Genomic DNA, 22,550 nt, shown 5'->3' on the forward strand with positions numbered 1-22,550 from the left:
GGAAGGCGTGGGGGGATCGACCAGTCCCACAGTGTCGATCATTGGTGACGCAGGCGCGGGAGCGGCGTGCCCGTTCGTGCTCAGCGATTTGGCGCGCGCTCGGGCCTGCGCGAGTCGTGTTTGCTGTTCCTGCTGATCGTGGGCTTGTTTGGCAGCTACCAGGTCGTGGAAGGCCGCCAGTAGCACGCCGTCTGCCCCTACCGCGTCGTCGCACGCTTGCCAGAACCGTTCGTCGGCGCGGGCGCGTCCCTTCTCGATGTGGGTCACCGTCGTGCGGTCGCAGAACGCGGCCTTGGCCAGTTGCCTTTGGGTCAGGTCGGCGGCCTGCCGGAACGCGGCGAGCTGTTCGCCCAGGGCGCGACGCTGCTGGGCGATGGTCTCGGGTTCGCGGGCCATGTCGATCACTCTTCCGAGTGTCCATGGGGGTGCTGACTAGATCAGCATAACGGCTGGTGGCTGCCGGTGTGGCTGTTGCACGCACATCGTGACGCACATCCGGACCCACCCGGTTCCCTGATCGTCAAGGCACCTGGTGTTGGGAAACGCCCGACCCCCGACCGGGCACATCGAGCGCAACCCCGATCGAGTAGCGCTCGGTGGCTCCCCGCCCCAGCGCCAGGTGCCGCCCAAGACCGCGAACGCAAGAGACGGGAGTGGGTGGCTGGACATGGCAACTCTTCTGGCGGTCACGCCGGAGCCGAGCACCGGTGAGCGCCGCGCCGTGCCGGAACCGGTATTGCTCTACGAGCTGATCTGCTTGGCGCTACTGCTGCATCGGCCCGGTGGTGCGAGACCGGACACCCATTGCGACCAATGCGGCAAGCCGTGGCCGTGTTCGCAAGTGCGGCTGGCCTGTCGGCTTCGGGAGGGGTTCTGAAGCCATGAACGAGTTCAGCTATGGGCCGTTGGATCAACGTATCGGGGAGTTGGAGCGCCTGTTGTCGACGCCGCCGATCTTCCGATCGGTGCCCACCGGACGTCCCGTGGTGTATGGCTACATCCGTTCAAGCCATCGTCGTGCCCGGTATGTCCGTGCCTGCCGAAGAGTGCTGGAGCGGTTCTGCTGGCAAGAGCGGCTGCGGCTGTGTGGGGTGTTCGTCGACTACGGCATCGCGGGCGACGTGGTGATCCGCCCAGGGCTTTCCGGATTGTGCGATGTATTGCGGCTGCCAGATTCGTTTGCGGCGGTCACCATCAGCGCCGCGCACCTGGCGTCGGACGCGACGATTGCTGACGCGCTCACGCATCGTCTCCGGGCAACCGGCGCACGGTTGCTGGTCGTTCGCCCGAAGCCGCCTCCCGAGTGTGACGCAAGCGCGGAATCCTCCGGTGGCTCCGACACCGGGCAACGGGCGGAATCGAACCGCGTGCGCGACATCTGACGTGCGTGCTCGCGGTCTCGACGTGATGTGCCGTGAACGGCTGGGCATGCCTTGCGCTGACACCCCTCGCGGCGTTGCTGCTGTGGATCGCGTGGTGGTCCTGGTCGGCCTGGCGCAAAGAGGTCCGCGCGGCCAAGGCCGCTGCACACTTCGCCCGGTTCTACCTACCCTCGGAAACCGCTGAGCCCGTGCGGACAGCGATGGGTAAGCACCACCTTTCCGAACCGGACGACACGCCGGGCTGGCCCACCGTCGACCCGGACGAGCCGGTGGAGGAAGTCACCCCCGTACGGCCGTATGTCCAGGACCTTCTGTCCACCTCGGTGATGCCACGGCTGGTCCTCGCCGATGACACCCCCACCCTCCCGAGCGCGGTCACGCGGGCAGGTCTGGAGGCGCTGGAAATCGGCAGCTCCGACGACCCAGAACACGATAAGTATTCGCAGCAATCTCCCCAGTTACGACAAGATCGACGACCACAGGGACCGGGGCGTGACGACGTACGCGCCCACCCGCCGAAAGGACGCCATGCTCTCGACGACCAGTGACAAGACGCCTCGCACCGTGCTCGTCACCGGGGCCGCCGGTCTCATCGGCGTGCCCGTGGTGAGATGCCTTCGCGCCCAGGGCTTTCGTGTCGTGGCAGTAGACGACGGCAGCGCCGGAACCCTGCACCGGCTGGACGAATTCGCCGACAGCGCCGAGGTACGCGTTCGGGTCCTCAATATTCGCCATCGTGCTGAGTTCATTCGACTGATGATGACCGCACGTCCGTGGGGTGTGATGCATCTGGCCGCACGGCACTTCATCCCTGACTGCGAGACATCGCCCGCCGAAACCTTGGACATCAACGTCATGGGCACACAGAACGTGTTGGATGCCTGCGCCGTCCGTCCGCCGCAACGGCTGCTGTTCGCGTCGACCGCTGACGTGTACGCGCCGAGCGAGAGCCCGCATGGCGAGGACGATCGCGTGGGACCGCAGGGCGTGTACGGCTGGTCCAAACTGCTGGGCGAACGGTTGGTGTGCGATCAGGCCCACCGGCTCGGCCACTGCGAATCCGTGGTAGCGCGGCTGTTCAATGTGTACGGTCCTGGCGATCCACATCCCCACCTGCTGCCCGAGATTCTGCGGCAGGCGCGACGCGGACGGGTTCTGCATCTCGGGGACCTCGACGAGGCACGTGACTTCGTTTACGTCGATGACGTTGCTGAGGCATTGGTCGTCTTGCTGCGCAGGGCTGAGCCGGCTGTCGTCAACGTCGGCACGGGGACTCCGGTGTCTGGTCGTGAACTGGTGGACCTGGTTGCCAGCCTGACCGGCCGACACCTGGAAACACGGGTGGACTCGACCCGGCTCCGTCGCCGCTCACGGCCGGTGTCGTGCGCCAATGCGAACCGCTTGCGCGAGATCGTGCCGTGGTGGCCGCGCACGTCGTTGCATGAGGGCATCCAACACGCGATCACGGCTGATCTGCGCGCGGGTATCGACGAGCCGGAGGGAAAGGCATCGTGAGCATTACGGTTCCAAGCCTTGTCTTTTTGCTGGACACGCCGAATGTGTGGCGCGGTCAAGCCTTGGCGGGCACACCCGCCCGAACCTTGGCGCTCGCCGAACACAGCCATCGAGCGGGTGCCGCCGTCACGATGGTGCTGTGTGATAGAGGCGCGGACTACGGAACCGCAGCCGACTGGCCGTTCGATCTCGCGTTGGTGCACCCGAACGACTTTTACACCCCCAACGCGCTTGCCGGACTGCTCGACCTCGCCACGGTGGACTTTGTTGTTCTGTGCGAGGCCGAATCGCTGGTGTCAATCGGGCGTGACCTGGCCCGACTGCTTGATGCGCGGCTGGTTTACGACGTGCACGACGATGATGCCGCCGTCGCGGCCAGCCTGGGCGAACCTGCGGAGACCGTCGAGGGCCACGCGACGATACAGCGTGTCGCGCTGCGCACAGCCGACAATGTGATCGTCTCGACCCGCAACGAGACCACGATGGCGGCCACCACAGGCGTGCCGAGCGTCCGAACAGCCTTGCTGCCCAATGGCGCGGACCCGCAGCAGCGCCACTGTTGGGGGCCGGATGCCAACGCCGCGACGCTGGTGTTTCTCGGCAACCTCTACTATCAGCCCAACGCCCGAGCGGTCGACGCGATCCGCAGTACGATCCTTCCCGCGCTCCATGCTGACGATCTCGATGTTCGGGTCCGGGTCATCGGCCGCGGGCCTGCCGAACTGACACACGATGGCAGCGGAATCGAGTTCACTGGCCGCGTGGATACGATCAACGACGGTCTTCGAGGGACGACGCTGGCTCTCGCCCCGCTCACAGCCGGGTCGGGCGCGAAGATGAAGGTCCTGGACTATCTCGCCGCCGGACTGCCTGTCCTGGGCACTAGCGAAGCCGTGACCGGACTACCGCCCAACCATCCCGGTGTGGTCGTGGAGGACGCTCTCAGCCAGTGGCCTGCCCGGATCGCCGCGCTGATGCGCGATCCCACCGCTCTCGGCGAGATCGGCCGAGCCGGCCGCCGCTGCGTCGAGGGGGAGTTGTCCTGGCAACGTATCGGCGCTGATCTGGTGCGGCAGGGTCGAGCCTGGCTCACCACGCTGCCACCGGGGCCGAGCCCTGCCATCGACAACCACTGCGCGGGCGTGCCCCGTTGGCTGATCGAACACGCCGATCAAGACGCCCTCGGGGACCCGCAAACCACTCGGCCCGGACAACCCCGTTGGCTCCGGCGACAGACAACCGGAACCGCAGCGGAAGGACGCCGATGAGCACTCGACTCCTCAACCTCGGCCCCTGCACCTGCTCCGTCGTCGCGCCCGAACCGGTCCACGAGGCGATGCGTCACTACGTGAGCCCGTTCCTCGTGCCCACCCTGGACGGCGAGCCGGACATCACGGTGTCGATCAGCTGCGACTCGGCTGCTGTCGCCGACGCCCGGAGATCACTGGCCGACCAGCCCGCCACCGCCCTGCGCACCAGCCACCCTGATCAGCGCTATCGAGCCTGGATCACCGAGGGGCACGAAGTCCTGCTTCCCGAATACGCGCCGGACCACGTGATCACCGCGACGCCTGATCTGTTGGTCATCGCCGCCGAACAGCCCAGGGTGGCGGCCAGCATCGGCACTCGCGTGGTGCGGCAACTCCTCATGCGTGGAGGCGAAATCCAGGCAGGTCGCTGCGTGCACGCCGCAGCGGTCGACATCGACGGCCACGGCGTGCTCATCGGTGGGCATCCCGGTTCAGGCAAGACCACCGTGCTGACACACCTCATCGAAGACCACGGCGCGCACCCAGTCGCCAACGACCGCGCCGTGCTCATCCCGAGGCGTGGTCGCCAATGGCAGGCCATCGGCGTTCCGCTGGCGTGGCGCTTCACCCCAGAGGGCATCGGCAGCTCTCCCACCCTGGCCAACGCCCTCACCGACTTCGAGCCCGTCCGGGGACGACACCTCGTCGACGGCAAAATCGAACTCACACCGTGGGAAGTCTCCCGGCTGGTAGGCCGCCCGACGCTGCCAATTACCGAGATACAGCGGATCGTGATCCTCACGCGCTCGCCCTCGACACCCGTAATGAACCCGGATAGCGGATTCGTCCAGCAGCATCTCGACTTCAGCGTGGAAGACTTCTTCGCGGAAGACTGGCTTAACCTGCGTCCCCGCCTCGCCCGAAACGCCGAAGTTTCCGCTAGGGATAGTGAGTTCTGGCTCCGCCTTGCCGAGACGATGCCGGTTCTCGCGCTGACCTGGACCGATCCGAGCGAGTTACCGGACGTGGCCGCAGCGGCTTATCACGGGACGCAGCGGTGAGGGGATGCGTGCTGGCCGGAGTCTGGGGCGCGGGAAAAACCTCGGTCTATCAGCGCACCGTCGCGCGGCTCGTCAAGGACGGATGCCAAACACTGATCACGATGCCGCAAGCGGCGACCATCACCACCCACACCTACACACCCGGCCAGCAACACGAGCACGCGGCCAACATCCTGTCGTGGCTGGAAGCCTTGACAGCCTTCCTCGAAGAGATCGACCGACGATTTCACGCCAGTACCCTGCCCCGTCATCGTTTCGCGGCCGCGTGGACACCGACCTGCGTGCTGGAAGGGCTCGGCTTTGACGCCCCGATGTACGGGCTACCGCTGGACCGCGCCGTTCTCCGGGACCTTGAACAGCGCCTTGGCGCTCTCGGCCTGCACCTGGTGCTCCTGCGCGTCCCTGATCACCGCATCCGCGCTCAATGCGTGGAATCCACGCGCTTGCAACGTGGCGCGAAATGGGCACGCTACTTGGAAGGCTTCGGCACCACCGATGCCGCGCGAGCCGAGCACATCAGGCGTGCGCAAGACGACTTGATGGCCTGGGCAAGGACCTCGCCCTTGCCGCTGTGCGTCATCGACACGGCCAAACAGGACTGGGACGCCTACGCCTGCCGAGTCGCCGACCTGCTCATGGCCTGATCGACGCCCAGACGTGAGCGGCACCGTCCGAGCGGACCCATGCCCGTAGCCGACGCAGGTAGTCCTCTCGCATTTCATGATCAGCAACCCGTATCCAGTACTGCACGCCGGTCAACAGTTCCAATCCCGTCGCGACGGACAGCCGCTCCGACCAGCGTTCCGGCCACGTACCGGCCGACCGGTAACCATCGGCGAAGGCATCGGCCCATGCTGGTCGTTCGGCGAACATCCACATAGCTGGCTTGACGAAATCCATGACCGGATCGACCCACCGGACATGCTCAAGATCGAGCAGGATTCGGAACCGGCCCTTGTCATCCACCAGGATGTTCGGCAAGTACACGTCCAAGTGCGCCACGGCTGGGCGCACGTGTGGCGACACGTCGTCGGCCAACCGGCACAGCAAGCCAATTCCGGCCTCAACCAACGCCAACGGTGCCCCGTCCAGACTCCGATAGGCGTCACGCAGCCACGCGGCTCGCCCCGCGACCACCGCACCCCACGAGGCAGGACCCACACCAAGCCCGCCGACAGCATCACCGAAGCCACCGACCGGAACCTGATGCAGCCGAGCCAGCGCCGCTCCGGTATCGCGCATCAACGCAACCGCCCTATCGGCATCCACCGAGGGCAACGTTTCTTCGGCATCCACGCCCGGCAGGTACTCGAACACCGTCAGCGGTTGCCCACCCACGGCAGGGCAGGAGTCAGTGAAGGCCAGCACAGGAGGGACGAGAACGCCGTGCTCCCAGACCCGCCGATGCTCGGCGAGCCGTTCCATGAACCCGTCGCGCGGACAGCCAAGCAGCACCTTGCCGACCAGCCGGCCGCGCGGCGACTCCAGCACCCACGACACATGGCTTCGGCCACGGCGAAGGGCACGAACGGGGCGAACCGGAGCGGCTTCCGGCAACACCTCCGCCACACCCGCTGCGACATCCTCAACGGTAAGCTCCGAGATCGCCACGATACGCAACCCTAGAGGCAGCGACCGACAGGAAAGGCACGCATGAGCGCCGCGACCACCGAGATCATCGCCAGGGCCGTCATCCGCCGCGACGGTCAACTTCTCCTGGTGCGTCAGCGCACCAAGTCCTGGTCGTTTCTGCCCGGCGGCCACGTCGAACCGGGTGAGCGGGTGGAAGTCGCCCTCGTGCGCGAACTCGCCGAAGAACTCGGCACCGACGCCAAGATCACGGGCTTCGTCGGGGCTGTCGAACACGGCTACATCGAGGACGGCGTGACCCACCACGAAATAAACCTCGTCTTCGAGGTGTCCATCGACGCCGCAGAGCCGGTCAGCCAGGAAGACCACCTGGAGTTTCACTGGTTGCCTCTTGACCAACTCGCCGACACCGACGTCCGGCCCGGCGCGCTGAAGAACGCCCTCGTCGCCGCTGGGGAGGACCGCACGCCCTTCTGGCACGGCTGGAACGGCTGAACCGCGCGACCTGCCGCCCACAGCGGAACAACATCGCTGGTCACGCCCCTGCAAGGGCGGAATGCTCGTCGCCCAACTTCCTTGGGAATAACTATCCCTCGGGCCGGGCGAGGTGGGAGAGTCGCGAGTAACGCGAGGCCCGGAGCCCCACCCGACGCGGGTGCACCGGGCTCACTTCCACCCGTAGCCGCAGATCGACCGGCACCGGCGAGCCTAACGAGCTGCGCTGCTCCGTGCGCGTGAACGTGCGGGTGTTGGTGTCCAAAATCGGGCCGTCAATTGCCTCTCCTGTAGTGCTTGGGTTCTTGGCACACTGGAGGAGGCCGGTGATCATGCTCGCGCGTTGGCGACGGGCGACCGACAGCCACCACACCACCAACCCTGAAGTGTGTCGTTGGTCACATTTTTCTTGATCGCGTCCCATGAGGGCCGTTTTTCCGGACTTCAGGGGCGTCCAGGGTTCCTTTGACCGAGGGGTGGTGTCGATGGCTGACCGCAGACACAAGGAGGCTCACGCCCGCGCGGCTGGCGCGGCGGGTGGGGCTGCGGATGGGACGACGGGTGCGGTGCGTCCCAGGGCCGCAGGGGCATCCGCAGGGGGTGTTGTTCCTAACTCCGCAGGTCGGAGCGGGGACAAGGCGCGCGGCGCGGGTGTCCGACTGATTGGTCACAATCAGTCTCAGTTCACGTCTGCCGCGCGGGGGCGCCGCCGCAGGGCGGCGGGCGGAGAGCCGGACGGGGCGCTGTGGGCGAAGCTGACGCCTCGGGATCGTCTGGTGCTGGAACTGGTTGCTGAACATCATGTTTTGACCACGGAGCAGCTTCGCGCGTTGGTGTTTCCGTCGATGTCGCGGGCACAGCATCGCTTGCTGCACTTGGCTGATTTGGGCGTGTTGTGGCGCACGCAGCCGTATCGCGCTGACGGTGGCTCGAAGCCGTTTCACTACCTGCTGGGCTATCGCGGCGCGGAGCTGCGCGCCGCCCAGGACGGCACGAGTCCGCCGCGTCCGTCCACGCACGCGGATCGGCTGCGCCGCATCCTCGAATCGCCCAGGCTGGGCCACTTGTTGGGGGTGAATCAGTTCTTCGCTGAGCTGGCCGACTACTCCCGCCGTGCCGGGCTCGGCGGGTTCGCCGCCGATGAGCGAGATTTCGGCCGCGAGGGTCTGCACACGTGGCGCTCCGAGGAGTCGATTACCGAGTTCTACGGCAACAAGATCACCCCGGACGGCTACGGCTGCTGGCACGAAAACGGCCGCTGGCTGGGGTTCTTCCTGGAACACGACACCGGCACCGAACCCCTGCGCCGTGTCGCGGACAAGATCGACCGCTACACCGGCTCCGGCAAGCCCTACACCGACCGTTTCGATGTGGCGCGGCGATTGGCGGGCATGGTGCTGATCTGGACCACCAGCGCCCGCCGCGAACAGGGCTTGCGAAAAGCCTTGCAGGCCAAGTATTCCCCCGTCCCCGTGGCGACCGCGTCCCGCGAGCACGGCCACCTGGACGGCCCGGCGGGCGAGGTGTGGTCCGTGGTCACCGCCGTGCCCGAGCAAGCCCGGCGGGTGCGATTGGGCGAGCTGCCCACCGTGATCGGCGGCACCACGGACGACGGCACTCCCAGGGTGCTCGCCGAGTTGGCCACACGCCCGCCGTCACCGCTCGACGATGACGATGACGACGAGGGCGCCTACCTCGACGGCGTCACCGACGAGATGCGCGAGGCCAACCGGCGCGGGCTCGACGTCGGCGACATCGTGCTCACCGACCCCGATCTCGACGAGGACACCACCAGCCATAGGACGCCCACGCGGCAACCGTGGCAGCGGTGGCGGCGTCCCGCCTGACTCCTTGACAACGCGACACGGTCGTCTGTGCTCTTTGGTCGACCCGCCCCGTGTCTCGCCCCGCGCGAGACCATGATCGAGACACCGAGACCGGGAAAACGAGACGAGACCCGCAGTCTCGCCCCGGTCTCGCCGGTGGTCTCGCTGATCGTGGGCGGTGAGAGCCCACAACTCCGGCCGGTGATCGCTGGCCCCGACGGGTGCCCGAAGTGCAGTCGGGGAGTCGAAGCCCACCGGCCTTGTTCAGCCTGGAACCGCCAGCCACCACAGCGCGCGTCATGGCGCGTGCCCGCACCCCTGGAAAGCCTGACACGGCATGGGATTCGGGTGATCCGGCTGGCGTGTGCCCGCTGCGTCGACGGTCACCCCTTGCTGCCGACCAGCGCCCCGCGAACTCCCGCCCACGATGCGGGCTCGCGGGCACCCGGAGGTGCCCTATGTGCCCCCACAACCCCGAAAACCGCCCCGATCACACCGACAGCGCAGGTGATGCGGACAGCAATGTCGTGCCGCTTCGCCGCAGGCCAGGCCGCGCCGGCGTTACGGTGGAACGGATCGAGACCGAGCCGATGACCGCCGAAGAATACCGCCGCGCGGTCATCGCACTCGCCGCTTTGATCAGTGAGGTGATCTCAGTGAGAAGTGGGGCGTGGGGTCCTGGTAGAAGAAGGTCTCACCACAAGATCGTTCTTCGCAGAGGCCAGGACCCCACGTGATCACCTATCGTGCCACGCTCGATGTCGCTGACGAACTCGCCCTCTACCTCAGCCGGCTGCTGGTGGCCGAACGCCGGCGCCGCGGCACCCGGCGCGGGCGGCGGGTGTTGACGCCGTTCCAGCAGGCCGTACTCGGGTTGCGGTGGTTTCGTCACCGGACTCCGATCCCGGTGTTGGCCCGGGATCACCGCATCTCACGGGCCACCGGTTACCGCTACATCGACGAGGTCATCACGGTGCTGGCGGCTCAGGCCCCTGACCTGCACCAAGCCCTGATGGATGCGGCGCGGCGCGGGGTGCCGCACGTCATCCTCGACGGCACCCTGATCACCTGTGACCGGCTGGGTGAGAAGACCGTCAGCAAAAAGGGCCGCCAGGTCCACCGGTGGTTCTCCGGCAAGCACCAGCGTCACGGCGGCACCGTCCTACTGCTGACCGACCACACCGGCTTCCCGCTGTGGTCCTCCCCCGTCGAGCCAGGCAGGGTGCACGATCTCACCGCCGCCGAACACCACGTGCTCGGAGCGCTGTACTGGGCCGCCTCCCAGCTGCGGTTGCCGACCCTGGCCGACGGCGGATTCCAAGGCGCCGGGATCGGAGTGCACACCCCGGTCAAACACAGCAAAAGCGCCCCCCGACGCAGCCCGCTGCACCCCGACAACCGCACCTACAACACCCTGCTCACAAGCCTCCGAGCCCAAGGCGAACGCGGCATCGCGCTGTTGACCCAACGCTGGCGCACCCTGCAACACATCACCACCAGCCCCCGCAAAATCACCGCCATCCTCCAAGCCGCCCTCACCCTCACCCACCACGAACACAACCAACCCCACTGAGATCACCTCAATCGAAACACACTGGTACGAACACGGACCGACCGGTAATCGGGTAGAATTCAAACACAAATTCCCCAACGAGTAAGGACGACGCTGAGACCGTGGATATCGACCAGTTCCTCCTCACGGCCGCCCGCTACCGGCTGGACATGGCCGACGCGGACGAGCTGATCGCCGCCGCGACCGACCTCGCCGACGTCCCCGACGCGCCGAAGGACCTCCTGGAGATCTCCGCACTCACGCCGGTCGATACTCGTCGAGAAGATCTTCAACCATTGGTCGACCAGGTACTGGTCAGTCTCGGCGCGCAGCGCCTCGACGATCGAGCCGCCGCCACGACCGTGGCCCGCGGCGTCGCCACCGCCATCCGTACCGAGCAGGTCGAACCTTATGACGGGGCACGGCAACTGTGGCGCCTCGCACGCAAAGTCCCGGCCGTCGAGCCGTTGCTGACCGGGTTCATTCACCTTGCAAGCGAGTGGGAAGACGTGTCTGATCAGCGCGCCGAGATCGATGCCGACATCAAAAGCGAAGCAAGCAAACTCGAACAGCCCTGATCACACCAGTTCGCGCGCCCACCCGCGTCACGTGATCAAGGCACCGCCACGCACGGGACAGTGAGACTCCGCATATCGCTTCATTCCCAGTAGTGCTCCTAGCTAGCCGAGCTGCTGAAACTGGTTCCGTCCGGCCACGGTTACCGGCCTCGACTACGTCCGCGACCGGGAAAACACGATCGCCTCGCTGGACGTCACCGACCAGGACTGAGCGGTTTTGTCGCCGACCTGCCGCGAGCCCGTTCTGGAAGCACCACGAAAAAGACCCTGCCGGAGATTTCGGCAGGGTCTTGGGGCAATTCGGTCACCCCCGTCTAGGTTTCGAGTGCCTCAGCGATCGTCGGGACTCCCCTCACCCAGGAAGAGCGGGCCGGTCATGCGCACACGGCCATGTCCGGGGTGGTGTCCTGGTCGAACTCACCTCCGACGACACCATCGATGAAGGCAACAACCTCTCCCTCGGTGAAGAACAACTCGACGGTCCCACCGCTTCGACGGAAGACGTACGTCTCGCCGTTCCACACGACCTCCAAGCACGTGCCACCGAACTTGCCCTCCCGAACAGCGCCCAGGAAGGTGTCGCCCCCTTCGGTTCGTACAGCAGTCAGGAAGGTGTCGAACTCCTCAGCGCCGAAGACGAGCCTGCAATCGTCGGACGCGCCGAAGGCGGTCTTGTCGTCGCGCATCTCGACCCACTCGTCCCGGCGGGCCACACGGACGCAGCTCTTGTCGGGCTCACTACGGGTGGCTTTCCGGAAGTCCCGCTCGGTGAACTGCGGCCGTCGGTTGGTGCTCATGTGAAGTCTCCCTAGATGGTCGAGGTCGTCCGCTATGTTGCGTATTCGCTCGATAGCGCCTTCAGGAAGGCGCGACTCTCGTCGAAGCGCAGCGCGGCGTTGGTCAGCCGAGCCCACGCTGACTCGTGCGCGTCGAGTGCCCGCTGATCATCGAGATACCGAGGGTCACCAACACCTTCGGTGTACGCGACTTCGATGGGGCCGGCCGCTCCAGGGGATGGCACCCGAAGCAACCCAAACCGGGTGCCGATCGGAGAGCGACGCCCTGGGGCTGCCTTGAACGGCATGATCTGCAGCATCATGTTCGGCCGATTGGACAGCTCGATGAGATGTTCGATCTGTTCGCGCATCACATCCTCTAGAGCCCATTCTCGACGCAGGCATGACTCGCTCATGACGACCTGAGTTCGGGGCGGCTCCGGCGGCACTACGCCAGCATCCGCTTCACCCCGGCGTTCATCGACGACGTCCGCTCCCAGGTCGACACCGTCATCCGCGAACAGGAGAAATCCGCACGACTGCTGCATAAGCAACTATCCGGTCAGCTCGCCGAACTCGACACCCAGGAGGAAAACTTGATCGACCTCGCAGCCGACGGCACCTTGCCGCAAACCAAGGTCAAAGCCAAGCTGCGCAACATCGAACGCCAGCGCAAGCACCTCACCAGCCGCCTGGACACCGCCAGCGCCGACCTCACCGACAGCGCCCGGCTCATCGAGGCCAGCCTCCAGCTCCTCGAAAACCCCCACGAGCTGTACCGGCGCTGCACCGAGCAGCAGCGCCGCCTGCTCAACCAGGCGATCTTCCACGGCCTCTACATCGAGGACGAGGAGATCACCCACGGCGATCTCCATGAACCCTTCGGGCAGCTCCACGCCCTCCAGCGCACGCGAACCGCCGGGCGCGACAGCGACAAGAGCGCACCGGCCATCCCGCAGCCCCGAAACAGCAAGAAGGCCACCCGCAAATCGGGTGGCCCATCCTCGCTATTCGGCGTTGAGATCCTGCTCCAAGACCTCAACGCAGGCAGAGGTTCTAATAACAACCCCAACGTGGAGCTGAGGGGAATCGAACCCCTGACCTTCTCGATGCGAACGAGACGCGCTACCAACTGCGCTACAGCCCCGTGCCTCGGAGACCCAGCCCCTCGGCGTTGTTGTTGTCAGTACTCTAGCAACCCCGGAACCCGGGGCTGACAGCACCCCCCCCTCTTCGCCGCAGGGGTCACTCCCCGGCCGCGCGGCGGTAGGGCTCCCAGGTGCGTTCGTCCAGCTCGTCGAAGAAGGGGTCCTCGTCGTCGATCTCCACGCGGACCGCGTGCGCGACGTGGCGGGACTCGCGGCGCTCGACGTCGGCGACCTCCGCGACCTCCTCGTACTCGTCGTCGCGGTAGTCCTCGTCGTCGTACTCGTCCTCGTGGTCGACGTCGCGCTCGCCGTTGAGGCGGGCGAGGCGGCGGGCGCGCACGTCCTCCTCGATGCGGACCTGGCGGCGCAGGTAGGTGAGGTAGCCGACGATCACCAGGTCGGTCGCGCCGTGCGCCCACCACAGGACCGGCCACACCAGGCCCGCGAGCACCGCCGTCGTGACGGCGACTGCGAGCATGACGAGCACGATCCGCTGCCGGCGGGCGTACTTCGCGCGGGCCGCCAGCGCCGCCGCCTCCGGGTCGAACCCGCCGCGGCCGGGCCGGTAGCGACGCCCGGCGCGGACGTCGTCGCTGTGCACCCGGCGCCACGCGGTGTCCTGCTCCTCGACCGCGTCGTCCAGCTCGGTGTCAGACATCCCGGCTCCCTCCCGCCTGTCGGTACTCGCGGCTCCGGGCGCCGCCGGACGCCGACCGCTGCCGCGTCGGACCACCCTCGCGGCCAGCGCGGAGTCGGTGGTCTTGGACACTTCCTGGCGGCGGCGGGCGAACATCGGCACCAGCACCACCAGCCACGCCGCCGCCAGCGCAGCGAAGATCAACGAACTGGGCATGCCTCGCCACCTCCCCCTGGCCACCGGCAGCACACGAGTCTGCGTCCGCCACGCTAGCCACATCCGTCACTCCTGTGTTGGCGCCACGCCGAAAATTGTGTGGTTCGCCGCACCCCGGACGGTCCCACGGCGAGCACAGCCCGTGACGGAACGACTCTGACGCGTGTCAGCACGACACCGCCGAACGCAGCCGGTCAACCGCCCGATCGGCCCAACCGGGCTGCGCGGACCGGAGGCCCCCGCGGTGACCGCGCGTGATCGGCGGGTTCAGGGACGGGAAGCGCCGCCGCTGCGGACCAGCCGCGCCACCGCGCCCTCCTGGAGCTCCTCCGCGGTCAGCGCGTACACGTAGTGGTCCCGCCAGTCGCCGGCCACGTCGAGGTAGCGCTTGAACAGCCCCTCGCGGCGGAACCCGGACTTCTCCAGCACCCGGACGCTCGGCTGGTTCTCCGGCCGCACCGTGGCCTCCAGCCGGTGCAGCCCCACCGGGCCGAAGCAGTGGTCGACGGCGAGCGCCACCGCGGCCGTGGCCACCCCGCCCCCGGCCAGCTGCTCGGCGACCCAGTAGCCGATCCACCCGGAGCGCAGTGCGCCGCGCACGATGTTGCCGATGGTCAGCTGACCGGCGAACTCGCCGTCCACGGTGATGCTGAACGGCAGCGCCTGGCCGCGGCGGGCCATGCCGCGCAGCGCCGCCCACTGCGCGGGCCAGGCCGTCGTGGCGTTGCGCTCCTGCCAGCCCCCGATCGCCGTGGGCTCCCACTGCTGCAGGTAGGCGGGGTCGTGCAGCCGGGCACGGCTCCACGCCGAGGCGTCGCGCAGCCGCGGGGGACGCAGCGCGACCGCACCGCGCGCGGTGATCAGCGGCCCGAGCCGGGCCGGCCAGCCGGGGTGGCGGCCGACCGGGAACCCAGCGTCGTCGGTGGGCGGCATCGTCGGCTCAGCCGCGCTGTGACAGGAAGCGGACCTGGACCTCTTCGCCGGCAGCCACCTCGGTGACCTCCTCGTCCACCACCACCAGGCAGTTCGCCTCGGCCAGCGAGGCGAGCAGGTGCGACCCCGAGGTGCCCAGCGGCTGCACCAGGTAGGAGCCGTTCTGCGGATCGCGCAGCAGCTGGCCGCGCAGGAAGCCTCGCCGGCCCTTCGTGGAGGTGATCGGCGAGAGCAGCTCGGCCGTCACGGTGCGGCGGTGCGGGTTCTGCTTGCCCAGCGCGGTGCGGATCAGCGGCCGCACCAGCACCTCGAACGCCACGAGCGCGCTCACCGGGTTGCTGGGCAGCGCGAAGGTGGGGATCTCGTCCGGGCCCAGGCGGCCGAAGCCCTGCACCGAGCCGGGCTGCATCGCGACCCGGCTCACGTCGAGCTCCCCCAGGTCGGCCAGCGCCGCCCGGACCTCGGCGCCCTGCGTGCCACCGACGCCGCCGGCGATCACCACGATCTCCGACAGCAGCAGCCGCCCCTCGACGACCTCGCGCAGCCGCCGCGGGTCGCTGCTCATGATGCCGACGCGGGTCACCTCGGCGCCGGCGTCGCGCGCGGCCGCGGCCAGCGCGTAGGAGTTGACGTCGTAGACCTGGCCCTGGCCGGGCGTGCGGTCGACGTCCACCAGCTCCTCGCCCACGGAGATCACCGACACGCGGGGCCGCGGGTGCACCAGGACCTTGTCCCGCCCCACCGCGGCGAGCAGGCCCACCTGCGCGGGGCCGATCGGTGCGCCGCGGCGCACCGCCACGTCACCGGTCTGCACGTCCTCGCCGGTGCGGCGCACGAACGCCGCCGAGGGCACCGACCGGCGCACGGTGACCTTCGCCGGGTGCTCGTCGGTGTACTCCAGCGGCACGACCGCGTCGGCCAGCGTCGGCAGCGGCGCACCGGTGTCCACCCGGACCGCCTGGCCCGGCTGCAACCGCCGCGGCTGCCGGGAGCCGACCGGGATCTCGCCGACCACCGGCATCAGGATCGGCTCCTCGCTGGCGGCCTGCACGTCCACGCTGCGCACCGCGTACCCGTCCACCGCGGCCTGGTCGAATCCGGGCAGCGCCTGTTCGGCGACGACCTCCTCAGCGCACAGCAGCCCCTGCGCCTCGGAGATCGCCACGCGGACCGGCGCGGGCCGGACAGCCGCCGTGAGCACGCGTGCGAGTTGCTCGTCCACTGTCCGCATGGCCTCGTCCTCTTCCCGTGCACCGAGCCGCCGCCCGGCGTGGCTGTAGGTCACGTCCTGTCCCGGCGGAAGTGGCCGCTCGCACCGCAGCGAGCGCTCAGGGCCGCCCGGAGGACGTCTGGTCCTTCCCCTCGATCCGCTCGACGAGCCAGGACCGCAGGTCCGGCCCGTACTCGGGATCCTCCAGCGCGAAGTCCACCGCAGCTTTCAGGAAACCGCCAGGATTTCCCAAGTCGTGTCGCCCACCTCGATGGACGACCACGTGCACCGGGTGTCCCTCGGAGATCAACAACGCTACGGCATCGGTGAGCTGCAGCTCACCTCCGGCACCCGGCTCGATGCGACGCAGCGCGTCGAAGACCGCCCGGTCCAGCAGGTAGCGGCCCGCCGCCGCGAAGGTGGACGGCGCCTCCTCCGGGGCGGGCTTCTCGACCATGCCCCGGACCTGCTTGACGTCGGCGTCGTCGGTGTCGGTGACGTCGAAGACGCCGTAGGCGGAGATCTGCTCCCGCGGCACGTCGACGGCGCACAGCACGCTGCCGCCGAACCGGTTGCGGACCTCGGCCATCCGCCGCAGCACGCCGGTCGGCAGCACCAGGTCGTCGGGGAGCAGCACGGCGACCGCGTCGTCGTCCTCGCCCAGGTTCGGCTCCGCGCAGCCCACCGCGTGGCCGAGCCCGAGCGCCTGCTCCTGCACCGCGGTCTCCGCGGAGAGCAGGCCGGGCGCGCGCCGGACCTTCTCCAGCAGCGCGTCCTTGCCGCGTTCCGCGAGGGTCCGCTCCAGCTCGGGTTGGGGTGTGAAGTAGTCGACGACCGCGGCCTTGTCGGGCGAGGTCACGATGACCAGGCGTTGTGCGCCGGCCTCGGCCGCCTCGGCGGCGACCAGTTCGATCCCGGGGGTGTCCACGACCGGGAGCAACTCCTTGGGCACCGCCTTCGTGGCCGGCAGGAACCTGGTTCCTAGGCCTGCTGCGGGCACGATGGCGGTCCGGAACGCGTTGGGCGTGCTCGTCGGGCTGCTCATGGCCAGGGAGCCTATCGGGCAAACCTACAGTGGACCTGTGAGCTCGCCGGACGAATCCCTTGCGACGAAGGACGCGTGGCGCCGCAGGCTGCTGCAGCAGCGCCGCGACGTGGACGAAGCCACCCGCACGGCGGACGCCGAGGCGCTCCAGGAGGCGGCGCTGGCCTGGCTCGCCGAGCACCGGTACCGGACGGTCGCCGCCTACGTCCCGGTCGGCGAGGAGCCCGGCTCGCCGGAGCTGCTGGAGGCGCTGCGCGGCGCCGGGCTGCGGGTGCTGCTGCCGGTGGTGCACCGCCGGGAGCCGCTGCAGTGGGCCGACTACACCGGGCCGGACTCGCTGCGCCGCGCCGGTTTCGACCTGCTGGAACCCGCGGGCCCGCGGCTGGGTGCCGAGGCCGTCGCGGAGGCCGAGGCGCTGCTGGTGCCCGCGCTCGCGGTGGACCGGCGGGGCGTGCGGCTGGGGCGCGGCGCGGGCTACTACGACCGGTCGCTGCCGTTGGCCGCGCCGGGTGCGCCGCTGATCGGCGTGGTCCGGGACGAGGAGTTCGTGGCCGAGCTGCCCGGGGAGCCGCACGACGTGCGGATGACCGGGGTGCTGACGCCGCGGCGGGGGGTCGTGGCGCTACCCGTGTGACACAGACCTGTTTGCGCTGGACACCTCTTCTGGAGCATCATCGTGTTAGCACTCTTGTAGGTCGAGTGCCAGGACGAGAAGCCGGAGGTTCACGGCCGTGCCCACTTACCAGTACGCCTGCACCGAGTGTGATCACCGGTTCGAGCAGGTGCAGTCGTTCAGCGAGGACTCCCTGACCGAGTGCCCGAAGTGCACCGGCCGTCTCCGCAAGCTGTTCAACGCCGTGGGCATCGTCTTCAAGGGCTCCGGCTTCTACCGCACCGACAACCGCTCGTCGGGCTCGTCGTCGAGCTCCTCGTCGAGCTCGAACGGCAGCTCCTCCTCGAGCGACTCGTCGTCGAGCAGCTCCTCGTCCACGACGGCTGCCGCTTCCTGACGTCCCGCGCCGACCGCGGACCGCGGTCGGCGACGGTGCGCTCGCTGTGATCACCCGGCGATCGTTCGTGTGATCTCCAGTTGTCCACAGCGGACCGGGTCATCCACAGATTCCCGGAACCCGCTTCCGGCGCGCCCTGCCGCTCCGCAGCATTCGGAGGAGACCGACCTCCCCGGACGCGAGCGGAGCAGACCATGCCGCCGAAGGACCGCCTCAACGCCACACCGCGCGACCGCCTCGCCGCGCTCCTGCGCAGCCGGCGCGGGGTCCTGCTGCTGCGCAGGTCGGTCGCGCTCGCGCTGCTGCTGCTCGCGGCCGTGCTCGCGGTGCAGCACCCCGGCTCCCCGAGCGACGGCGTGCCGGTGCTCGTCGCCGCGCGCGACCTGCCGCCCGGCCGCGTGCTGTCCGACGTGGACGTCGCGCGCCGCGAGGTCCCCGCGGAGCTGGTGCCGAGCGGCGCGCTGCACGACCCCTCCGCCGCGCTCGGCAAGACGCTGAGCGCGGCCGCGCACCAGGGCGAACCGCTCACCGACGCGCGCTTCCACGGCCCGACCGTCGCGTCCGGTGCGGCGGGAACGGTGTCGGTGCCGGTCCGGCTCGCCGACCCCGAGGTGGCCGACTTCCTCGCCCCCGGCAGACGGGTGGACGTCATCACCGCAGCCGACCGACCAGGCGGCGGCGCGGTGCTGGCCGAGAACGCCCGGGTGGTCGCCGTCCAGCCCGCCCCAGAACGGCACGACCGGGGTCGGCTCATCTTCGTCGGCCTGCCCGAGCAGCTCGCCGGGGCGGTGGCCGCCGCATCCCTCAACCAGACGGTGACCGTTGCTCTGCGCTGAGTAGCATGATCGGCCGATCATCCGAACGATTCGACGCTCATCCGCCCGTGGTCGGCGTCGAACCCCCTGCGCCGAGAGGAGCTGGACGCGTGCTCAAGGGCTTCAAGGACTTCCTGATGCGCGGCAACGTGGTCGACCTGGCGGTCGCGGTCGTGGTGGGCAGCGCCTTCACCGCGCTCGTCACGTCCTTCACCACGAGCATCATCAAGCCGATCATCGCGGCCACCGGCGGTGGCAACGTCACCGGCCTGAGCATCCAGCTGCGCGAGGGCAACCAGGCCTCGATCATCGACTTCGCCGCGGTGATCAACTCGGTGATCACCTTCTTCATCACCGCCGCGGTGGTGTACTTCCTGTTCGTGCTGCCGATGAAGACGATCAACGAGCGGCGCAAGAAGGGCCAGGAGGAGACGCCGGCGGACCCGACCGACGTCGAACTGCTGCTGGAGATCCGCGACCTGCTGCGCGCCCAGCAGGGCCTGCCCCCGGTCACGGGCCTGGCCAGCCAGGCGGAGAAGGCGGAGGCCAAGGCGTCGGCCTCCACCAACGGCGCGACGAAGTAGCCGTCGCGCCCCGGTTCAGCGGGGTTCGTGGTGCGGCGGCCGGTTCTCCCGGTACCAGCGCTCCTCGTCGTCAGCGGGGGTGCGGTCCGGCCGGTCGTCCGCGGTGGTCTCCGGCAGCACGTCGCCGAAGATCTCCGCGAGCGTGCGCCGCCGCTCCCGCTCGGCGCGATCGCCGTCCAACTCCGGTCCTCCCCTGGCTGGTGCCGTTGTTCCACCCCATCATCCCTGCTCCGGGACGGTGGCGGCGAGCCCACCGTCGGCCGGTGTGACGTGGACTACAGTGGAAGCACGAGGTCCGCACGCCGCGGGGCCGCGCCGCGCGCGGCTCACCGGGCGCCAGCCGCGAGGGGCGAGAAGATGGGTTTGCTGGACAAGGCCAAGGACCTGGCGAACCAGGCCAAGGGCAAGGCCGAGGAGCTCGCCGAGAAGGCGGGCCCGAGCGCCGTGAAGGGACTCGACGCCGCCAAGACCAGCCTGGACAAGGCGACCGGCGGCAAGTACCACGACAAGATCGAATCCGTGAGCGGCAAGGTCGAGGGCCTGCTCAAGCACGGGAAGGGGCCCGGGGACACCGGCCCCGGAGGGGACGGCCAGACACCGAAGACGTCCTGACCTGCGCAGGCGGTGGCGGCTCTGGAGCGGAGCCGCCACCGTTCGTGCGTCGGTCAGGCCGTTTCCAAGCCGGACAGCTGTTCGATCACGTGGGCCACGAGCGGGGTCAGCGTGGCCATGCCGTCGCGGACCGCGGCGCGGGAGCCCGCGAGGTTGACCACCAGCGTGCTGCCGGAGACCCCGACCAGCCCGCGCGACACCCCCGCGTCGACCGCGCCCGCCGCCAGGCCCGAGGCCCGGAGGGCTTCGGCGATGCCCGGGATCGGCCGGTCCAGCACACCGGCCGTGGCGTCCGGCGTGACGTCCCGCGGCGACACACCGGTGCCACCAACGGTGATCACCACGTCCACGCCGCCGATCACCGCGGTGTTCAGTGCGTTGCGGATGTCCACCGTCTCCCCGGCCACCGCGACGGTGCCGTCCACGATGAAGCCCGCTTCCTCCAGCAACTCGGTCACCAGCGGACCGATGTTGTCCTCCTGCTCGCCCTGTGCCACCCGGTCGTCCACCACGACCACCAGGGCCCGTCCCAAACGCTGCGCGCTGCGTTCCATGCAGGCAACCGTAGTGCCAAGGGGGGGCCCGGTCAGGTCCTCGGCGCTCGTGAGCCCGGTCAACCGCCGCTGCACGACACCTGTTCCGTCGGACATGGTCCTCCTGATCGCGAAGAGAAGTCTGCGGTCCCGCAGCGGTCCTGCCGCAGGCCGACGCCGGGAATCGTTCGGTTGCCCCCGCAGGGACAACGTCCCAGGGGTGCGGAACGGTTCCGGGCGGTCGCGAACGCGCCGCCGACCGCTCCGAGGCGGAGGGGCAGGGCCACGGGCGGTCGACGGCGAGGGGACGCGGCCCGGCTGGTGGGCCGGGCCGCGCGTCCGGTCACCGCTGCCCGACGAGCGTGGCGTCCACGGTGCGCTCCCCGCCGACCCCGCTGAGGGTGATCGTCACGCGGTCGCCCGGCGCGTGCGAGCGGACCGCGGCCACCAGCGAATCGGGGTCCTGGATCAGCCGGTCGTCCACCTTGGTGATCAGGTCACCTTCGCGGACGCCGGCCTGTTCGGCGGGGCCACCGGGCACGACGTTGCGAACCAGTGCTCCCGGCTGGTCGCCGACGCCGATCAGCACACCGAGCGTGGTCTGGGTGGCCGAACCGTGGTCCTTCAGTTCCGTGGCGATGCGCCACGCCTGGTCGATCGGGATCGCGAAGCCGAGGCCGACCGAGCCGGCCTGGCTCTGGCTGTTCCCGGGGCTGTAGATCGCCGAGTTGATGCCGACCACGTTGCCGTCCATGTCGACCAGCGGCCCACCGGAGTTGCCCGGGTTGATCGCCGCGTCGGTCTGCAACGCGTTCAGCACGGTGTCCTCGCTGCCGTTCTCGCCGCCCGCGCGCACCGGCCGGTCCTTGGCGCTGATGATGCCGCTGGTGACGGTGCCGGACAGGCCGAACGGCGAACCGATGGCCACGACCGGCGCCCCCACCGGAAGGTCGTCGCTGCGGCCCAGCTCGGCCGGGGTGACCCCGGTGATGTCGGCCTTGACCACCGCGAGGTCGGACTTCGGGTCGGTGCCCACCACCCGGACCTTCGCGGTGCGGCCGTCGTGGAACATCGCGGTGAGCCGGCTGCCCGCGCCACCGCTGTCCACCACGTGGTTGTTGGTCAGGATGTAGCCGTCGTCGCTGATCACGATGCCGGAACCCTCGCCGGCGCCGCGCGCGGTGACCAGCTGCAGCTGGACGACGCTGGGCAGCACCTTGTCGGCGACCTGCTGCACCGAGCCCTGCGGGGCGGTGCTGACGCTGCGCGCCGGGCGCTGCTGGTCCAGCGAGCTGACGCTGGGGGCCCTGTCGCCGCCGAACTGGTAGCCGACGTAACCGCCGACACCGCCGCCGACCAGCCCGCACACCAGGGCCAGCGCGGCCACGCCCGCGACGAGCCCGCCGCGGCGGCCGGAGGACTGCTGCGGCAGCACCGCGGTGTGCCCCCAGGGCTGCTGCTGCGTCGCGTGCGGCTGCGCTCCCTGCGCCGCGTACGACTGCTGGTCCTGGGACGGCTGCGCCGCGTACGCGGGCTGGCCCTCGGGTGGCCGCGCGTACGGGTTCTCGGGGTCCGGTCGCTGCGCGTGCGGCTGCTGCGACGGCACCCCGGCTGGTGACGTGTCGCCAGTGCCAGCCGAGCTGCTCTCCGGCCGCGGCGTCGGTTCTTCCGGCTGGTCGCCGGAACCCGGGGTGTGATCGGTCATGACTCCACTCTGCTCCACGCGGCTGAGAAGTGCCTGAGACCCCCCTGTGGACCCGGTGTCAGCAGCTGATCACCTCT

26 protein-coding genes, 1 tRNA gene and 1 pseudogene are annotated in these 22,550 nt (G+C 69.1%); 15 read left to right on the plus strand and 13 right to left on the minus strand.

Features of this window, described 5'->3' with window-relative positions; genetic code table 11:
- Positions 1-228: 228 nt before the first annotated feature.
- Positions 229-396, minus strand: a pseudogene (locus tag HNR68_RS27765) (helix-turn-helix transcriptional regulator); the annotation flags it as partial.
- A 485-nt stretch (positions 397-881) separates the two neighbouring features.
- Here HNR68_RS27765 and HNR68_RS00325 point away from each other — a divergent pair.
- Genes HNR68_RS00325 through HNR68_RS00345 form a run of 6 tightly spaced genes read left to right on the plus strand, consistent with a single transcriptional unit; the run spans position 882 to position 5,852 of the window.
- Positions 882-1,382, plus strand: coding sequence for a hypothetical protein (locus tag HNR68_RS00325; RefSeq protein ID WP_179716474.1), 501 nt, complete (start codon positions 882-884; stop codon positions 1,380-1,382).
- Between the two features lie 32 nt (positions 1,383-1,414).
- Positions 1,415-1,930: a hypothetical protein gene (locus tag HNR68_RS26575; RefSeq protein WP_246330362.1), complete on the plus strand. Its 516-nt coding sequence runs from the start codon at positions 1,415-1,417 to the stop codon at positions 1,928-1,930.
- The gene (locus tag HNR68_RS00330) at positions 1,911-2,897 is read left to right on the plus strand and encodes an NAD-dependent epimerase/dehydratase family protein (RefSeq protein WP_246330363.1); all 987 of its coding nucleotides are present in this window, start codon (positions 1,911-1,913) and stop codon (positions 2,895-2,897) included. The genes HNR68_RS26575 and HNR68_RS00330 overlap by 20 nt, the downstream gene beginning before the upstream one ends.
- Positions 2,894-4,165, plus strand: coding sequence for a glycosyltransferase (locus HNR68_RS00335; protein ID WP_179716478.1), 1,272 nt, complete (start codon positions 2,894-2,896; stop codon positions 4,163-4,165). Before HNR68_RS00330 ends, HNR68_RS00335 begins: the two co-directional genes overlap by 4 nt.
- Entirely contained in the window at positions 4,162-5,208 is a 1,047-nt protein-coding gene (locus HNR68_RS00340) for a phosphoenolpyruvate carboxykinase (ATP) (protein WP_179716479.1), read from the plus strand. The genes HNR68_RS00335 and HNR68_RS00340 overlap by 4 nt, the downstream gene beginning before the upstream one ends.
- An 8-nt stretch (positions 5,209-5,216) precedes the next feature.
- The gene (locus HNR68_RS00345) at positions 5,217-5,852 is read left to right on the plus strand and encodes a DEAD/DEAH box helicase family protein (RefSeq protein ID WP_343049857.1); all 636 of its coding nucleotides are present in this window, start codon (positions 5,217-5,219) and stop codon (positions 5,850-5,852) included.
- On the opposite strand, the gene HNR68_RS00350 is transcribed toward HNR68_RS00345, so the two are convergent.
- On the minus strand, positions 5,842-6,819 hold the full coding sequence (locus tag HNR68_RS00350) for a phosphotransferase (protein WP_179716481.1): 978 nt from the start codon (positions 6,817-6,819) through the stop codon (positions 5,842-5,844). The genes HNR68_RS00345 and HNR68_RS00350 overlap by 11 nt on opposite strands.
- Before the next feature lie 42 nt (positions 6,820-6,861).
- Here HNR68_RS00350 and HNR68_RS00355 point away from each other — a divergent pair, with 42 nt between their 5' ends.
- From HNR68_RS00355 to HNR68_RS00370, 4 genes are all read left to right on the plus strand, one after another.
- The gene (locus tag HNR68_RS00355) at positions 6,862-7,293 is read left to right on the plus strand and encodes an NUDIX domain-containing protein (protein WP_179716482.1); all 432 of its coding nucleotides are present in this window, start codon (positions 6,862-6,864) and stop codon (positions 7,291-7,293) included.
- Positions 7,294-8,069: 776 nt separating this feature from the next.
- A complete protein-coding gene (locus HNR68_RS00360; protein ID WP_343049858.1) occupies positions 8,070-9,140 on the plus strand; it encodes a replication-relaxation family protein in 1,071 nt (356 codons plus the stop codon).
- A gap of 712 nt (positions 9,141-9,852) precedes the next feature.
- The gene (locus HNR68_RS00365) at positions 9,853-10,692 is read left to right on the plus strand and encodes a transposase family protein (protein WP_179716484.1); all 840 of its coding nucleotides are present in this window, start codon (positions 9,853-9,855) and stop codon (positions 10,690-10,692) included.
- A 101-nt stretch (positions 10,693-10,793) separates the two neighbouring features.
- Complete coding sequence (locus HNR68_RS00370) at positions 10,794-11,249, plus strand: hypothetical protein (protein WP_179716485.1); 456 nt, start codon at positions 10,794-10,796, stop codon at positions 11,247-11,249.
- Between the two features lie 374 nt (positions 11,250-11,623).
- On the opposite strand, the gene HNR68_RS00375 is transcribed toward HNR68_RS00370, so the two are convergent.
- The 8 genes from HNR68_RS00375 to HNR68_RS00410 form a co-directional block, all read right to left on the minus strand.
- Positions 11,624-12,046, minus strand: coding sequence for a DUF397 domain-containing protein (locus tag HNR68_RS00375; RefSeq protein WP_179716487.1), 423 nt, complete (start codon positions 12,044-12,046; stop codon positions 11,624-11,626).
- Positions 12,047-12,078: 32 nt separating this feature from the next.
- Positions 12,079-12,573, minus strand: coding sequence for a DUF5753 domain-containing protein (locus HNR68_RS00380; RefSeq protein WP_343049859.1), 495 nt, complete (start codon positions 12,571-12,573; stop codon positions 12,079-12,081).
- 6 nt (positions 12,574-12,579) lie between these two features.
- Positions 12,580-12,921 carry a hypothetical protein gene (locus tag HNR68_RS00385; protein WP_029719837.1) on the minus strand — a complete coding sequence of 114 codons (342 nt, stop codon included), beginning with the start codon at positions 12,919-12,921 and terminating at the stop codon, positions 12,580-12,582.
- A 178-nt stretch (positions 12,922-13,099) separates the two neighbouring features.
- Positions 13,100-13,172 (minus strand) — tRNA-Ala (locus HNR68_RS00390).
- Between the two features lie 98 nt (positions 13,173-13,270).
- Positions 13,271-14,026, minus strand: coding sequence for a divisome protein SepX/GlpR (sepX, locus tag HNR68_RS00395; RefSeq protein ID WP_179716491.1), 756 nt, complete (start codon positions 14,024-14,026; stop codon positions 13,271-13,273).
- Positions 14,027-14,293: 267 nt separating this feature from the next.
- A complete protein-coding gene (locus tag HNR68_RS00400) occupies positions 14,294-14,959 on the minus strand; it encodes a GNAT family N-acetyltransferase (RefSeq protein ID WP_179716493.1) in 666 nt (221 codons plus the stop codon).
- 7 nt (positions 14,960-14,966) lie between these two features.
- Complete coding sequence (gene glp / locus HNR68_RS00405) at positions 14,967-16,190, minus strand: molybdotransferase-like divisome protein Glp (protein WP_179716495.1); 1,224 nt, start codon at positions 16,188-16,190, stop codon at positions 14,967-14,969.
- Positions 16,191-16,287: 97 nt separating this feature from the next.
- The gene (locus HNR68_RS00410) at positions 16,288-17,214 is read right to left on the minus strand and encodes a UTP--glucose-1-phosphate uridylyltransferase (protein WP_179716497.1); all 927 of its coding nucleotides are present in this window, start codon (positions 17,212-17,214) and stop codon (positions 16,288-16,290) included.
- A 37-nt stretch (positions 17,215-17,251) separates the two neighbouring features.
- On the opposite strand from HNR68_RS00410, the gene HNR68_RS00415 reads away from it, so the two are divergent.
- From HNR68_RS00415 to mscL, 4 genes are all read left to right on the plus strand, one after another.
- Positions 17,252-17,848, plus strand: coding sequence for a 5-formyltetrahydrofolate cyclo-ligase (locus tag HNR68_RS00415; protein WP_343049860.1), 597 nt, complete (start codon positions 17,252-17,254; stop codon positions 17,846-17,848).
- A 97-nt stretch (positions 17,849-17,945) separates the two neighbouring features.
- On the plus strand, positions 17,946-18,224 hold the full coding sequence (locus HNR68_RS00420) for an FmdB family zinc ribbon protein (protein ID WP_179716501.1): 279 nt from the start codon (positions 17,946-17,948) through the stop codon (positions 18,222-18,224).
- Between the two features lie 194 nt (positions 18,225-18,418).
- The gene (locus HNR68_RS00425; protein ID WP_179716503.1) at positions 18,419-19,060 is read left to right on the plus strand and encodes an SAF domain-containing protein; all 642 of its coding nucleotides are present in this window, start codon (positions 18,419-18,421) and stop codon (positions 19,058-19,060) included.
- Positions 19,061-19,149: 89 nt separating this feature from the next.
- Complete coding sequence (mscL, locus tag HNR68_RS00430; protein ID WP_179716505.1) at positions 19,150-19,623, plus strand: large conductance mechanosensitive channel protein MscL; 474 nt, start codon at positions 19,150-19,152, stop codon at positions 19,621-19,623.
- 15 nt (positions 19,624-19,638) lie between these two features.
- Here mscL and HNR68_RS00435 read toward each other — a convergent pair whose 3' ends face one another.
- On the minus strand, positions 19,639-19,803 hold the full coding sequence (locus HNR68_RS00435; RefSeq protein WP_179716507.1) for a hypothetical protein: 165 nt from the start codon (positions 19,801-19,803) through the stop codon (positions 19,639-19,641).
- Between the two features lie 177 nt (positions 19,804-19,980).
- Here HNR68_RS00435 and HNR68_RS00440 point away from each other — a divergent pair, with 177 nt between their 5' ends.
- Positions 19,981-20,235: an antitoxin gene (locus HNR68_RS00440; protein ID WP_179716508.1), complete on the plus strand. Its 255-nt coding sequence runs from the start codon at positions 19,981-19,983 to the stop codon at positions 20,233-20,235.
- A gap of 53 nt (positions 20,236-20,288) precedes the next feature.
- On the opposite strand, the gene HNR68_RS00445 is transcribed toward HNR68_RS00440, so the two are convergent.
- On the minus strand, positions 20,289-20,789 hold the full coding sequence (locus tag HNR68_RS00445; protein ID WP_179716510.1) for a MogA/MoaB family molybdenum cofactor biosynthesis protein: 501 nt from the start codon (positions 20,787-20,789) through the stop codon (positions 20,289-20,291).
- Between the two features lie 322 nt (positions 20,790-21,111).
- Positions 21,112-22,473, minus strand: a complete 1,362-nt coding sequence (locus tag HNR68_RS00450) for a S1C family serine protease (RefSeq protein ID WP_179716512.1) — start codon at positions 22,471-22,473, stop codon at positions 21,112-21,114.
- Positions 22,474-22,550 lie beyond the last annotated feature (77 nt).

This window comes from Saccharopolyspora hordei (assembly GCF_013410345.1).
GTDB classification, from domain to species: domain Bacteria; phylum Actinomycetota; class Actinomycetes; order Mycobacteriales; family Pseudonocardiaceae; genus Saccharopolyspora; species Saccharopolyspora hordei.